Here is a 12,747-nt window from a genome sequence, read left to right as displayed (position 1 = left end):
GGCCAGGGAGGCGTAGCCTTTATTTCCGCTGTCCATCACCTTGTGAAGCGGAAGAGGGCGGTTACCGCCGTGTCGTCTCAGTCCCCCAGTAACTCGAGCATCTCGACCGACCAAGAGGGGCAGGGCAAGAGCCCTGCCGACGCTTTCGGTCCCAATGAGTGGCTCGTCGACGAGATCTACCAGCAGTACCTCCAGGACCCGAATTCGGTCGATCGTGCCTGGTGGGACTTCTTCGCCGACTACAAGCCGGGCTCTGCCGGCGCCACCGACGCGGAGCCGGCGAGCCCGAGCGCTCCCCACCAGACCGGTACCACCAGCCCGTCCGTGCAGGGTGGCGCAGCCGCGGGGGCTGCGGACACCACCGCCGCGGCTCCGGCGCCCGCGCCCGCCACCGCGAAGCCGGCCGAGGCGAAGCAGGCCACCCCGAAGGCTGCCGCTCCGGCGGCGGCCCCGGCCGCGCCGGCCAAGCCGGCCGCTGCGAAGCCCGCGGCCCAGCAGGCCGCGAAGACCCCGGCTGCCGCCGAGGGCCCCGAGCTGGTGACGCTGCGCGGCCCGTCCGCCGCAGTGGCGAAGAACATGAACGCCTCGCTGGAGCTGCCGACGGCCACCTCGGTCCGCGCGGTCCCGGTGAAGCTGCTCTTCGACAACCGGATCGTCATCAACAATCACCTGAAGCGCGCCCGGGGCGGGAAGGTCTCCTTCACCCACCTCATCGGCTTCGCGATGGTGCAGGCCCTCAAGGCCATGCCGTCGATGAACTACTCCTTCGCGGAGAAGGACGGCAAGCCGACGCTGGTCAAGCCGGCCCACGTCAACCTCGGACTCGCCATCGACCTGGTGAAGCCCAACGGTGACCGCCAGCTCGTCGTCGCGGCGATCAAGAAGGCCGAGACGCTCAACTTCTTCGAGTTCTGGCAGGCGTACGAGGACATCGTCCGCCGCGCCCGCGCGAACAAGCTGACGATGGACGACTTCACCGGAGTCACCGCCTCGCTGACCAACCCCGGCGGCATCGGCACCGTGCACTCGGTGCCGCGTCTGATGCCCGGCCAGGGCCTCATCATGGGCGTCGGCGCGATGGACTACCCGGCCGAGTTCCAGGGCACCTCGCAGGACACCCTGAACCGGCTCGGCGTCTCGAAGGTCATGACGCTGACCTCGACGTACGACCACCGGGTCATCCAGGGCGCGGCATCCGGCGAGTTCCTGCGGATCCTCGCCAACCTGCTGCTCGGTGAGAACGGCTTCTACGACGACCTCTTCGAGGCGCTGCGCATCCCGTACGAGCCGGTCCGCTGGCTCCGGGACATCGACGTCAGTCACGACAATGACGTCACCAAGGCCGCCCGCGTCTTCGAGCTGATCCACTCCTACCGGGTCCGCGGCCACGTCATGGCCGACACCGACCCGCTGGAGTACAAGCAGCGCAAGCACCCCGACCTCGACATCATCGAGCACGGCCTCACCCTGTGGGACCTCGAGCGCGAGTTCGCGGTCGGCGGGTTCGCCGGCAAGTCGATGATGAAGCTGCGCGACATCCTCGGCGTCCTGCGCGACTCGTACTGCCGCACCACCGGCGTCGAGTTCATGCACATCCAGGACCCGAAGCAGCGCAAGTGGATCCAGGACCGCATCGAGCGCGGCGCGCACGCCAAGCCCGAGCGCGAGGAGCAGCTGCGCATCCTGCGCAGGCTGAACTCCGCCGAGGCCTTCGAGACCTTCCTGCAGACGAAGTACGTCGGCCAGAAGCGCTTCTCGCTCGAGGGCGGCGAGTCCGTCATCCCGCTGCTCGACGCGGTCATCGACTCGGCTGCCGAGTCGCGCCTCGACGAGGTCGTCATCGGCATGGCCCACCGCGGCCGGCTCAACGTCCTCGCCAACATCGTCGGCAAGTCGTACGCGCAGATCTTCCGCGAGTTCGAGGGCAACCTCGACCCGAAGTCGATGCACGGCTCCGGCGACGTGAAGTACCACCTCGGCTCCGAGGGCACCTTCACCGGCCTGGACGGCGAGCAGATCAAGGTCTCGCTGGCCGCCAACCCCTCCCACCTGGAGACCGTCGACCCGGTCCTGGAGGGCATCGTCCGGGCCAAGCAGGACCTCATCAACAAGGGCGGCACGGACTTCACCGTCCTCCCGGTGGCGCTGCACGGCGACGCGGCCTTCGCGGGCCAGGGTGTCGTCGCCGAGACGCTGAACATGTCGCAGCTGCGCGGCTACCGCACCGGCGGCACCGTGCACATCGTGATCAACAACCAGGTCGGCTTCACCGCCGCACCGGAGTCCTCGCGCTCCTCGATGTACGCCACCGACGTGGCCCGCATGATCGAGGCGCCGATCTTCCATGTGAACGGTGACGACCCGGAGGCCGTGGTGCGGGTCGCGCGCCTCGCCTTCGAGTTCCGGCAGGCGTTCAACAAGGACGTCGTCATCGACCTCATCTGCTACCGCCGCCGCGGTCACAACGAGGCCGACAACCCCTCCTTCACCCAGCCGCTGATGTACGACCTGATCGACAAGAAGCGCTCGGTGCGCAAGCTCTACACCGAGTCCCTCATCGGTCGCGGCGACATCACGCTGGAAGAGGCCGAGCAGGCGCTGCAGGACTTCCAGGGTCAGCTGGAGAAGGTCTTCGCGGAGGTCCGCGAGGCCACGTCGGCCCCCGCCGAGGCACACGTCCCCGCGCCGCAGGCGGAGTTCCCGGTGACGGTGGACACCTCGATCTCCCAGGAGGTCATCAAGCGGATCGCCCAGTCCCAGGTCAACATCCCGGACCGGATCACCGTGCATCCGCGGCTGCTGCCGCAGGTGCAGCGCCGGGCCGCGATGATCGACGACGGCACGATCGACTGGGCGATGGGCGAGACCCTGGCGATCGGCTCGCTGCTCCTCGAGGGCACCCCGGTGCGCCTCTCCGGGCAGGACTCGCGCCGCGGCACCTTCGGTCAGCGGCACGCGGTGCTCATCGACCGCAAGACCGGCGAGGACTTCACCCCGTTGCTCTACCTCTCCGACGACCAGGCTCGTTACAACGTGTACGACTCGCTGCTCAGCGAGTACGCGGTGATGGGCTTCGAGTACGGCTACTCGCTGGCCCGCCCGGAGTCGCTGGTCATGTGGGAAGCGCAGTTCGGTGACTTCGTCAACGGCGCGCAGACGGTGGTCGACGAGTACATCTCGGCCGCCGAGCAGAAGTGGGGCCAGACGTCCGGCGTCACCCTGCTGCTCCCGCACGGTTACGAGGGCCAGGGCCCGGACCACTCGTCCGCCCGCCCGGAGCGCTTCCTGCAGCTGTGCGCGCAGAACAACATGACGGTCGCCATGCCGACCCTGCCCTCGAACTACTTCCACCTGCTGCGGTGGCAGGTGCACAACCCGCACCACAAGCCGCTGGTCGTCTTCACCCCGAAGTCGATGCTCCGCCTCAAGGCGGCCGCTTCGAAGGCGGAGGAGTTCACCACCGGCGGGTTCCGTCCGGTCATCGGCGACGACAGCGTGGACCCGAACGAGGTCCGCAAGGTCGTCTTCACGGCCGGCAAGGTCTACTACGACCTGGACGCGGAGCGCACCAAGCGGGGCGCCACGGACACCGCGATCATCCGTCTGGAGCGTCTGTACCCGCTGCCGGGTGCCGAACTGCAGGCGGAGATCGCCAAGTTCCCGAACGCCGAGAAGTACCTCTGGGCGCAGGAGGAGCCGGCGAACCAGGGTGCCTGGCCGTTCATCGCGCTCAACCTGATCGACCACCTGGACCTGGCGGTCGGCGCCGACATCCCGCACGGCGAGCGCCTGCGCCGCATTTCGCGGCCGCACGGTTCTTCCCCGGCGGTCGGCTCGGCCAAGCGGCACCAGGCGGAGCAGGCGCAGCTGGTCGCCGAGGTCTTCGAGGCGTAAGCGACTCCGAGGCGCATGCTTCGACGCGTAAGCGGCACAGGACGGAGGGCCCGGTCATCCCGCGGTGGGATGACCGGGCCCTCCGTCCGTAGCCTTGCTGTCCCCACCACTGTGACCGTCACGGCGTACGCATATCGCTCACGCCCAGGCATGCAGGAGAAGGCTCACATGTACTTCACCGACCGCGGCATCGAGGAACTGGAGAAGCGGCGCGGCGAGGAGGAGGTCACCTTCGAGTGGCTCGCCGAGCAGCTGCGGACGTTCGTCGATCTCAACCCGGATTTCGAGGTCCCCGTCGAGCGCCTTGCCACCTGGCTGGCCCGTCTCGACGACGAGGAGGACGAGGACGAGTGATCCCGCGCGCTTGACTTCCCGCGACCGCGATATATCGTGTCTTACCAGAGACGCGATATGTTGCGTTGTCGGTCGACCCGGGAGGTCAGTCCCATGTACGAGGGATCCGTGGCAGAGCCGCAGAAACTCTCCTTCGACGATCCGGTACGGGCGCTGAACGTACGCCTCGTCAATGGAACGGTGAACGTGGTCGGTACGGAGGAGGCGTCCGCCCGACTCGAGGTGTCCGAGATCGACGGACCTCCGCTGATCGTGACGCTCAAGGACGGCACCCTGACGGTGGCCTACGAGGATCTGCCCTGGAAGGGCTTCCTGAAGTGGCTCGACCGCAGAGGCTGGCACCGCAGCGCGGTGGTCTCGCTCGCGGTGCCCGCGTCCGCGAACGTCGAGGTCGGCGTGGTGAGCGCCGGTGCGGTGGTCTCCGGCATGCGGGGGCGCACCGAGGTCCGCGGCGTCACCGGTGACACCGCGCTGGTCGGAGTCTCCGGCTCCGTCTCCGCCGAGACGGTTTCGGGAAATCTGGAGGCCCAGGCGGTCACCGGGGATCTGCGATTCCAGTCGGTCTCCGGGAACCTCACGGTGGTCGAGGGCGCGGGCTCGTCCGTACGGGCGGATTCGGTCAGCGGCGACATGGTCATCGACCTGGACGCCGGCGGCCGGCCCACCGACATCCGCCTCAACAGCGTCTCCGGCGAGGTCGCCATCCGGCTGGCCCACCCGACGGACACCCGGGTCGAGGCGAACACCACGAGCGGCTCCGTCTCCACCGCCTTCGACGACCTGCGGGTCACCGGCCAGTGGGGTGCGAAGAAGATCACCGGCACCCTGGGTGCGGGCAACGGCAAGCTCAAGGCGACGACCGTGTCCGGGTCCATCGCGCTGCTGAGCCGGCCCGCCCGGGACAATCTCGACGAGCTCGATGAGAAGGTGCTCTGACATGGCCCCCGTCTTCGCACACGGCCGCCTGCGGCTCTACCTGCTGAAGCTGCTGGACGAGGCCCCGCGCCACGGTTACGAAGTGATCCGACTGCTCGAGGAGCGCTTCCAGGGTCTCTACGCGCCGAGCGCGGGCACGGTCTACCCGCGGCTGGCCAAGCTCGAGGCCGAGGGCCTGGTGACCCATGCGTCGGAGGGCGGCCGCAAGGTGTACTCGATCACCGAGGCGGGCCGCACGGAACTTGCCGGACGCAGCGGTGAGCTGGCCGATCTGGAGCTGGAGATCCGCGAGTCGGTGTCCGAACTCGCGGCGGAGATCCGGGCCGATGTCAGTGGCTCGGCGAGTGACCTGAGGCGCGAGATCCGGCAGGCCGCGAAGGAGGCCCGCACCGGTTCCGGCACTCACGCCGGCTCCGAGGCCGGCGGTGCGGGAACGCGAGGCGGCGCGGCGGCGGGTTCGCGCAAGCCCTTTCCCGGGTTCCCGGAAGCGTCCGACTTCTTCGACGGCGCCTGGGGCGACAAGGAGAGCTGGCGCCAGGCCAAGGAGGAATTCAAGCGTGCCAAGCAGGGGTGGAAGGAGCAGGCCCGCCGGGCGACGGACGAGTCCCGCCGCGCTCGCGAAGACGCCCAGCAGGCCCGCCGCCAGGCCAAGGAGGCCCAGGAGAAGGCGCGTCGGCAGATGCAGCGGGTCGCTCAGCAGGTGCAGGAGCACTTCGCACGCGGCGACTGGCCCGCCGGTGTGCGGGAAGGCATCGCCGAATTCACCAAGGAATTCGGCCCGTTCAGCCAGCCCGGCCGGGGCCCGGCCGCGGGCTCCACGGACTCGTCGGACTCCGCGGGCTGCACGGATTCCGCGGATGCCACGGGTTCGGCGCAGGAGCCCGAATGGGCCCACGAGGAGTCCTCCGGCAACCCGGCCCGCGACCTCGACCGGCTGCTCGACCGTTTCCGCGACGACCTCCGGGACGCCGCGCGGGACCACGGGGTGACGGAGGACCAACTACGGGACGCACGCCGCCACCTGTCCGCAGCGGCGGCGCACATCGGCGCGGTCCTGCGGAGCCCGAAGGCGTAAACCTGCGCGATCCCCCGGCCCCGGCAATGCCGGGGCCGGGGGATCGCGCAGGTTTCAGGGGCTGGTGAGCACGATCTTGCCGAACAGCTCGCCGGACGCCATCTTCTCGAAGCCCTCCCGGGCCCGGTCCAGCGGCAGCACCTCGTCGATGACGGGACGCACACCGGTGGCCGCGCAGAAGGAGAGCAGGTCCTCCAGCTCGTCCTTGGAGCCCATCGTGGAGCCGACGACCTTCAGCTCCAGGAAGAAGATCCGGGTGAGTTCGGCGGAGTCCGGGTTCGGGCCGCTGGTGGCGCCCGAGATCACCAGGGTGCCGCCCGGCTTCAGCGACTTGACGGAGTGCGACCAGGTGGCGGCGCCGACCGTCTCGATCACGGCGTCCACCCGCTGCGGCAGCCGCGCCCCCGGTTCGAAGGCGTCCACCGCTCCCAGTTCCACGGCCCGCTTGCGCTTGGCATCGTCGCGGCTCGTGGCGTACATCCGCAGGCCCGCGGCCTTGCCCAGCACGATCGCCGCGGTCGCCACACCGCCGCCCGCGCCCTGGACGAGTACCGAGTCACCCGGGCGTACGCCCGCGTTGGTGAAGAGCATCCGGTAGGCGGTCAGCCAGGCGGTGGGCAGGCAGGCGGCCTCCTCGAAGCTCAGCTCGGCCGGCTTGCGGAGTACGTTCCACTCCGGGACGGTGACCTGCTCGGCGAACGTGCCCTGGTACTTCTCGGTCAGAATGGACCGGCCCTCCCTGGCGCCGACCCCGTAACCGGTCTGGCCGACGACCGAGTGCAGCACGACCTCGTTGCCGTCCTGGTCGGTGCCCGCGGCATCGCAGCCGAGGATCATCGGCAGCTTGTCCTCGGCGAGTCCGACCCCGCGCAGGGACCAGAGGTCATGGTGATTGAGGGATGCGGCCCTGACATTGACGGTGACCCAGCCAGGACGCGCCTCCGGCGCCGGGCGTTCGCCCAGGACGAGGCCGTCGAGGGGGTGGTCACGGTCGATGCGGGCGGCGTAGGCGGCGAACATGACCATGACGATAGGCGTGGTCGGTTCCCGAAGGAACCGACCACACGTGTGACCCGCGCCGCGCTGCGTTCCCTGCCGGGCCTCAGGCCACGGAAGGGCGGGACGTCAGCGCCGCGCCACGCCCTCCGCCCGGGCCGCCGCCGCCACCGCCGAGGTGACCGCCGGCGCGACCCGCTCGTCGAACGGCGACGGAATCACGCACTCCGCACTCAGCTCATCCGCCACCACCGCCGCCAGCGCCTCCGCAGCCGCCAGCTTCATGCCCTCGGTGATCCGCGACGCCCGCACCTGGAGCGCCCCGGCGAAGATCCCGGGGAACGCCAGCACGTTGTTGATCTGGTTGGGGAAGTCACTGCGCCCGGTGGCGACGACCGCCGCGTACTTGTGGGCGATCTCGGGATGAATCTCCGGGTTCGGGTTGGCCATCGCGAAGATGAACGAGCCCTCCGCCATCGAGGCGACGGCCGGCTCGGGAACCGTACCGCCGGAAACCCCGATGAAGACGTCCGCACCGGACATCGCGGCTTCCAGCGGCCCGACCAGACCCGCCTTGTTGGTGAAACCGGCCACCTCGCGCTTGATGTCGGTCAGGTCGTCCCGGTCCGAGGAGAGGATGCCCTTGCGGTCGCACACCGCGACGTCCCCGATACCGGCCTCGATCAGAATCTTCGCGATGGCGACGCCCGCCGCACCCGCGCCGGAGATGACCGCCCGCAGCTGCCCCAGCGTGCGCCCGGTGAGCGTCGCGGCGTTCCGCAGAGCGGCCAGCGTCACGACGGCCGTGCCGTGCTGGTCGTCGTGGAAGACCGGAATGTCCAGCTGCTCCTGCAGCCTGCGCTCGATCTCGAAACAGCGCGGCGCGGAGATGTCCTCCAGGTTGACTCCGCCGAACGAGGGCGCGAGCCGCAGCACGGTCTCGACGATCTCGTCCGTGTCGGTGGTCGCCAGCGCGATCGGGACGGCGTCGACGCCACCGAACTGCTTGAAGAGGATCGCCTTGCCCTCCATCACGGGAAGGGACGCCTCCGGGCCGATGTCACCGAGTCCGAGCACCGCGGTGCCGTCCGTCACGACGGCGACGACCTGCGACTTCCAGGTGTAGTCGTGGACGAGCTCCGGGTTCTCGGCGATCGCGCTGCACACCTTCGCGACTCCGGGCGTGTACGCGAGGGACAGCTCGTCCCGGTCGCGCACCGGCACCGTCGCCTGGATGGCCATCTTGCCGCCGCGGTGCAGGGCGAACGCCGGATCGAAGGGCTCCGCACCGGCCGTGGGGGAGCTGAAGCTGTCGCTGCGAGGATTGACGATCTCCGCTGCCATTGGTTGTGACCCCTTAAGTCTTCATCAGTTGAGGGTTGGCCACTCCTGGTTGAGGAGGGGTGGGCGGGCACCGCGTATGCGTCCCGCACCGGCCGGTTGGCCCGCCGGGCAGGGGGAGGTACATACGCGCGGGCGCGCCGCACACGCGCCCTGAGCCCCGGATGAGGGGTGTAACCGTCTGTTTTACCTGATGGACCGCACCGTGCACGAGTTCACACCGACGTGGTGACATGACTCATAGCGCGGATGCCCGGACAAACCCGTCCTGCGTCACGAACGATGTCCAGCAGGTGAGACGGACCGGAGATTCTCCGGCTGAAGCTCTGTCTGCCAGCAGATGGTCCGGCCTTGCGGTACCGGCCGACTGGAGACTCACTGGAGAACGGGGATGACCCGTTACCCGATTTTGACATGACCGGCCCCCTGAATGGGCTAGTCCGACTGGCAAGATGCCCTCGGGTATCCCCAATCACACATGGTCGCGACACCCGATGACGTGTGCGCGACTCCTGCATCGGCTATCCCTGATCCGCCGGAGGACCATCACCATGACCGCAAGCTCCACACGCCGCACGACCGCAATGAAATCCCGGACAGCCGCGGTCGGCGCACTCGCGGTCGCCGGCGCACTGCTGCTGACCGCCTGCGGCGACCAGACCAAGAACGACACGCAGGGCTCCGGCACGGCCAAGAGCAGCGCCGCTCCGCTCGCCGACCTGCTGCCCAAGGACATCAAGGACAAGGGCGTCATCAAGGTCGGTTCCGACATCGCCTACGCACCGGTCGAATTCAAGGACAGCTCCGGCAAGGTCGCCGGCATCGACCCCGACATCGGCGCGGCGCTCGGCAAGCAGCTCGGCGTGAAGTTCGAGTTCGAGAACGGCACGTTCGACACCCTGGTCACCGGTCTGCGCGCCAAGCGCTACGACATCGCGATGTCGGCGATGACCGACACCAAGGACCGGCAGAACGGTCTGGAGAACGGCAAGAAGGTCGGCGAGGGCGTCGACTTCGTCGACTACTACACCGCCGGCGTCTCGATCTACACCCCGAAGGGCAAGGACCAGGGCATCAAGACCTGGGCCGACCTCTGCGGCAAGAAGATCGTGGTGCAGCGCGGCACGGTGTCGAACGACCTCGCCAAGGCGCAGGCGAAGAAGTGCCCGGCCGGCAAGAAGCTCTCCATCCAGGCCTTCGACGACGACCAGCAGGCCCAGACCCGGCTCCGCTCGGGCGGCGCCGACGCCGGTTCCTCCGACTCGCCGATCGCCGCATACGCGGTGAAGACCTCGGGCGGCGGCAAGGACTTCCAGATCGTCGGACCCACGGTCGAGGCCGCGCCGTACGGTATCGCGGTGGCCAAGGGCAACGACCAGCTCACCAAGGCCCTCCAGAAGGCCGTGGACGCGATCATCAAGAACGGCGAGTACGGCAAGATCCTGGCCAAGTGGGGCGCCGAGCAGGGTGCGGTCACCGCAGCCAAGCTCAACGGCGGATCCTGACCGGTCCGGCGCTGAGAGGCACACACCATGAGCACTGACATGAAAAAGGCGGGGCCCGAAGACGCGCCCCCCACCACCCCCCAGGCGATCCGGGCCATCCCGGTCCGGCACTACGGGCGGTACGTCACCGCGGTGATCGCCATCGCGGTCCTCGCGTCGATCATCTACGCGTTCGCCCAGGGCAAGATCCGCTGGGGGGCCATCCCGGACTACTTCTTCGACCACCGGATCATCCACGGTGTCGGCCAGACGCTGCTGCTGACGGTGCTCTCGATGGCCATCGGCATCGTCGGCGGCATCATCCTGGCGGTGATGCGGCTGTCCAAGAACCCGGTGACCTCGTCGATCTCCTGGTTCTACATCTGGTTCTTCCGCGGCACGCCGGTCCTCGTCCAGCTGATGGTCTGGTTCAACCTGGGCCTGGTCTTCGAGTACATCAACCTCGGTCCGATCTACAAGGACTACTGGTCGAGCTTCATGACGCCGCTGCTGACGGCGCTGCTCGGCCTGGGCCTCAACGAGGCCGCGTACATGGCGGAGATCTGCCGGGCGGGTCTGCTGGCGGTCGACGAGGGCCAGACCGAGGCCGCGCACGCGCTGGGCATGAGCCACGGCAAGACGCTGCGCCGGATCGTGGTCCCGCAGGCGATGCGCGTCATCGTGCCGCCGACGGGCAACGAGGTCATCAACATGCTGAAGACCACCTCGCTGGTCGCGGCGGTGCAGTTCTACGAGCTGCTCCGCACCGCCCAGGACATCGGGCAGACCTCCGGGGCCGCGGTCGAGATGCTCTTCCTGGCGGCCGCCTGGTATCTGGTGCTGACGACCATCTTCTCGATCGGCCAGTTCTATCTGGAGCGGTACTACGCACGTGGTTCCAGCCGCAGTCTGCCGCTGACCCCGTTCCAGAAGATCAAGGCCAATATCGCTTCCTTCAGCAACCGATCGGCGGTGTCCGGATGACCGCGATGGTGAAGGCCGAGGGCGTCCACAAGTCCTTCGGCGCCGCGCACATCCTCAAGGGAATCGACCTGGAGGTCGCTCCGCGTGAGGTCTTCTGTCTGATCGGCCCCTCCGGGTCCGGCAAGTCGACGTTCCTGCGGTGCATCAACCACCTGGAGAAGGTCAACGCCGGGCGGCTCTACGTCGACGGTGACCTGGTCGGCTACCGGCAGAAGGGCGACAAGCTGTACGAACTCAAGGACAGCGAGGTCGCACTGAAGCGCCGGGACATCGGCATGGTCTTCCAGCGCTTCAACCTCTTCCCGCACATGACGGCCATCGAGAACGTCATGGAGGCACCGGTCCAGGTGCGCGGCGAGACGAAGGCGGTGGCCCGCGCAAGGGCCGAGAAGCTGCTCGACCGGGTCGGTCTGTCCGACAAGGCGAAGAACTACCCCACGCAGCTCTCCGGCGGGCAGCAGCAGCGGGTGGCGATCGCCCGGGCACTGGCCATGGAGCCCAAGCTGATGCTCTTCGACGAGCCGACGTCCGCGCTCGACCCGGAGCTGGTGGGTGACGTCCTGGACGTCATGCGCGGCCTCGCGGACGACGGTATGACGATGGTCGTCGTGACCCACGAGATGGGCTTCGCCCGCGAGGTGGGTGACGCGCTGGTCTTCATGGACGACGGCGTGGTCGTCGAGTCCGGCCACCCGCGCGACGTACTGAGCAATCCGCAGCACGACAGGACGAAGTCGTTCCTGTCGAAGGTTCTTTAGTCGTTATCGCTGGACAAGGAGGGGCGGTACGGGCCGGCGCGGCCCGTACCGCCCCTCCCCTGCGCCGTTCCCCTCATTTCAGCGCGAGCAGCAACGTGTCCGACGGTGAGGCCCAGACCGGCCGCGCCTCACCGAACCCGGCGGCCCGCAGGGTCTGTGCGTGCCAGCACGCCGAGGGCTGGTCGCCCTCCGCGTGCTCGCCGTAGATCCGGAAGCGCTCGGCGGTCGGGGCCGCGAGGGCGGGGTCCTGGGCGGCCCGCGCCCACCAGTCGGCCCAGTCGAGGGCGCCGGCGGCCTTGGCGCGTTCCATGGCCGCGTGCCGGCGGGCTCGCTCGGCGGCGTTGATCCGGGGTGTCTCGTCGTCGATCATGTGGTCGGCGTTCATGAACACGCCGCCCTCCCCGACCAGACCACCGAGCTGCCCGTACAGCACCGCCAGCGGCTCGCTGTGCAGCCAGTGCAGGGCGGTGGCCGTCAGCACGGCGTCGTACTGCCGGCAGGGCAGCTGCTCCGCCCACCGCGGGTCCTTCAGATCGGCGGTCACGAAGGTGACCCGCTCATCCCCGGCGAAGTACCCCTCCGCGATGGTCAGCAGGGCCGGGTCCAGGTCGACGCCCGTGCTGGTCGCCTTCGGGAACCGCTTGAGCAGCCGGTCCGTGATACTTCCCGTACCGCACGCCAGATCCAGCACCCGCGGTTCCGGCCCGACCAGCGCCTCCAGCATGTCGAGCATCACCCGGAACCGCTCCTCGCGGTCCGGCATGTACCACTCCTGCTGCCGGTCCCAACTGTGTTGCCACGCCTGCCAGTCCGTGCCCGTCGTCGCACCCGCCATCGGAAACCCCTCCACCCGTAATACCCTCGAAGCCACAGCAGCCGTTACGTCACCCGCCGGACTCGACCCTAGACCGCACCCGTAAGGACT

General features: G+C 68.7%; 10 protein-coding genes. 7 read left to right on the top strand and 3 right to left on the bottom strand.

Annotation, left to right across the window (positions count from 1 at the left end; translation table 11 throughout):
• Positions 1-69 precede the first annotated feature (69 nt).
• From AB0436_RS16990 to AB0436_RS16975, 4 genes are all read left to right on the top strand, one after another.
• Positions 70-3,894 carry a multifunctional oxoglutarate decarboxylase/oxoglutarate dehydrogenase thiamine pyrophosphate-binding subunit/dihydrolipoyllysine-residue succinyltransferase subunit gene (locus AB0436_RS16990; RefSeq protein ID WP_366468642.1) on the top strand — a complete coding sequence of 1,275 codons (3,825 nt, stop codon included), beginning with the start codon at positions 70-72 and terminating at the stop codon, positions 3,892-3,894.
• Positions 3,895-4,062: 168 nt separating this feature from the next.
• A complete protein-coding gene (locus AB0436_RS16985; RefSeq protein ID WP_366468641.1) occupies positions 4,063-4,248 on the top strand; it encodes a DUF6104 family protein in 186 nt (61 codons plus the stop codon).
• A 93-nt stretch (positions 4,249-4,341) separates the two neighbouring features.
• Positions 4,342-5,184 (top strand): hypothetical protein, encoded by an 843-nt coding sequence (locus AB0436_RS16980; protein ID WP_366468640.1) that lies wholly within the window; start codon positions 4,342-4,344, stop codon positions 5,182-5,184.
• A 1-nt stretch (position 5,185) separates the two neighbouring features.
• Positions 5,186-6,259, top strand: a complete 1,074-nt coding sequence (locus AB0436_RS16975; protein WP_366468639.1) for a helix-turn-helix transcriptional regulator — start codon at positions 5,186-5,188, stop codon at positions 6,257-6,259.
• Between the two features lie 54 nt (positions 6,260-6,313).
• Here AB0436_RS16975 and AB0436_RS16970 read toward each other — a convergent pair whose 3' ends face one another.
• Together AB0436_RS16970 and AB0436_RS16965 are read right to left on the bottom strand one after the other, a co-directional pair.
• Positions 6,314-7,279: a zinc-binding dehydrogenase gene (locus AB0436_RS16970; RefSeq protein ID WP_366468638.1), complete on the bottom strand. Its 966-nt coding sequence runs from the start codon at positions 7,277-7,279 to the stop codon at positions 6,314-6,316.
• A gap of 105 nt (positions 7,280-7,384) precedes the next feature.
• On the bottom strand, positions 7,385-8,599 hold the full coding sequence (locus AB0436_RS16965; protein ID WP_366468637.1) for an NADP-dependent malic enzyme: 1,215 nt from the start codon (positions 8,597-8,599) through the stop codon (positions 7,385-7,387).
• A 548-nt stretch (positions 8,600-9,147) separates the two neighbouring features.
• Between AB0436_RS16965 and AB0436_RS16960 the strand changes: the two genes are divergently transcribed.
• Genes AB0436_RS16960 through AB0436_RS16950 form a run of 3 tightly spaced genes read left to right on the top strand, consistent with a single transcriptional unit; the run spans position 9,148 to position 11,822 of the window.
• Positions 9,148-10,101, top strand: a complete 954-nt coding sequence (locus AB0436_RS16960; RefSeq protein ID WP_366468636.1) for an ABC transporter substrate-binding protein — start codon at positions 9,148-9,150, stop codon at positions 10,099-10,101.
• A 27-nt stretch (positions 10,102-10,128) separates the two neighbouring features.
• Positions 10,129-11,064 carry an amino acid ABC transporter permease gene (locus AB0436_RS16955; protein WP_366468635.1) on the top strand — a complete coding sequence of 312 codons (936 nt, stop codon included), beginning with the start codon at positions 10,129-10,131 and terminating at the stop codon, positions 11,062-11,064.
• Positions 11,061-11,822: an amino acid ABC transporter ATP-binding protein gene (locus AB0436_RS16950; protein WP_366468634.1), complete on the top strand. Its 762-nt coding sequence runs from the start codon at positions 11,061-11,063 to the stop codon at positions 11,820-11,822. Before AB0436_RS16955 ends, AB0436_RS16950 begins: the two co-directional genes overlap by 4 nt.
• 73 nt (positions 11,823-11,895) lie before the next feature.
• On the opposite strand, the gene AB0436_RS16945 is transcribed toward AB0436_RS16950, so the two are convergent.
• A complete protein-coding gene (locus tag AB0436_RS16945; RefSeq protein ID WP_366468633.1) occupies positions 11,896-12,657 on the bottom strand; it encodes a class I SAM-dependent methyltransferase in 762 nt (253 codons plus the stop codon).
• Positions 12,658-12,747 lie beyond the last annotated feature (90 nt).

This window comes from Streptomyces sp. NPDC051322 (genome assembly GCF_040689485.1).
GTDB lineage: Bacteria > Actinomycetota > Actinomycetes > Streptomycetales > Streptomycetaceae > Streptomyces.
This window is presented reverse-complemented; position numbering and strand designations above follow the sequence as displayed.

What these genes read in the sequence shown, in the direction of transcription:
- AB0436_RS16950 (WP_366468634.1), top strand. Translation starts at nt 11,061, where the DNA reads ATGACCGCGATGGTGAAGGCCGAGGGCGTCCACAAGTCCTTCGGCGCC.
- AB0436_RS16955 (WP_366468635.1), top strand. Translation starts at nt 10,129, where the DNA reads ATGAGCACTGACATGAAAAAGGCGGGGCCCGAAGACGCGCCCCCCACC.
- AB0436_RS16985 (WP_366468641.1), top strand. Translation starts at nt 4,063, where the DNA reads ATGTACTTCACCGACCGCGGCATCGAGGAACTGGAGAAGCGGCGCGGC.
- AB0436_RS16945 (WP_366468633.1), bottom strand. Translation starts at nt 12,657, where the DNA reads ATGGCGGGTGCGACGACGGGCACGGACTGGCAGGCGTGGCAACACAGT.
- AB0436_RS16965 (WP_366468637.1), bottom strand. Translation starts at nt 8,599, where the DNA reads ATGGCAGCGGAGATCGTCAATCCTCGCAGCGACAGCTTCAGCTCCCCC.
- AB0436_RS16960 (WP_366468636.1), top strand. Translation starts at nt 9,148, where the DNA reads ATGACCGCAAGCTCCACACGCCGCACGACCGCAATGAAATCCCGGACA.
- AB0436_RS16970 (WP_366468638.1), bottom strand. Translation starts at nt 7,279, where the DNA reads ATGTTCGCCGCCTACGCCGCCCGCATCGACCGTGACCACCCCCTCGAC.
- AB0436_RS16975 (WP_366468639.1), top strand. Translation starts at nt 5,186, where the DNA reads ATGGCCCCCGTCTTCGCACACGGCCGCCTGCGGCTCTACCTGCTGAAG.
- AB0436_RS16980 (WP_366468640.1), top strand. Translation starts at nt 4,342, where the DNA reads ATGTACGAGGGATCCGTGGCAGAGCCGCAGAAACTCTCCTTCGACGAT.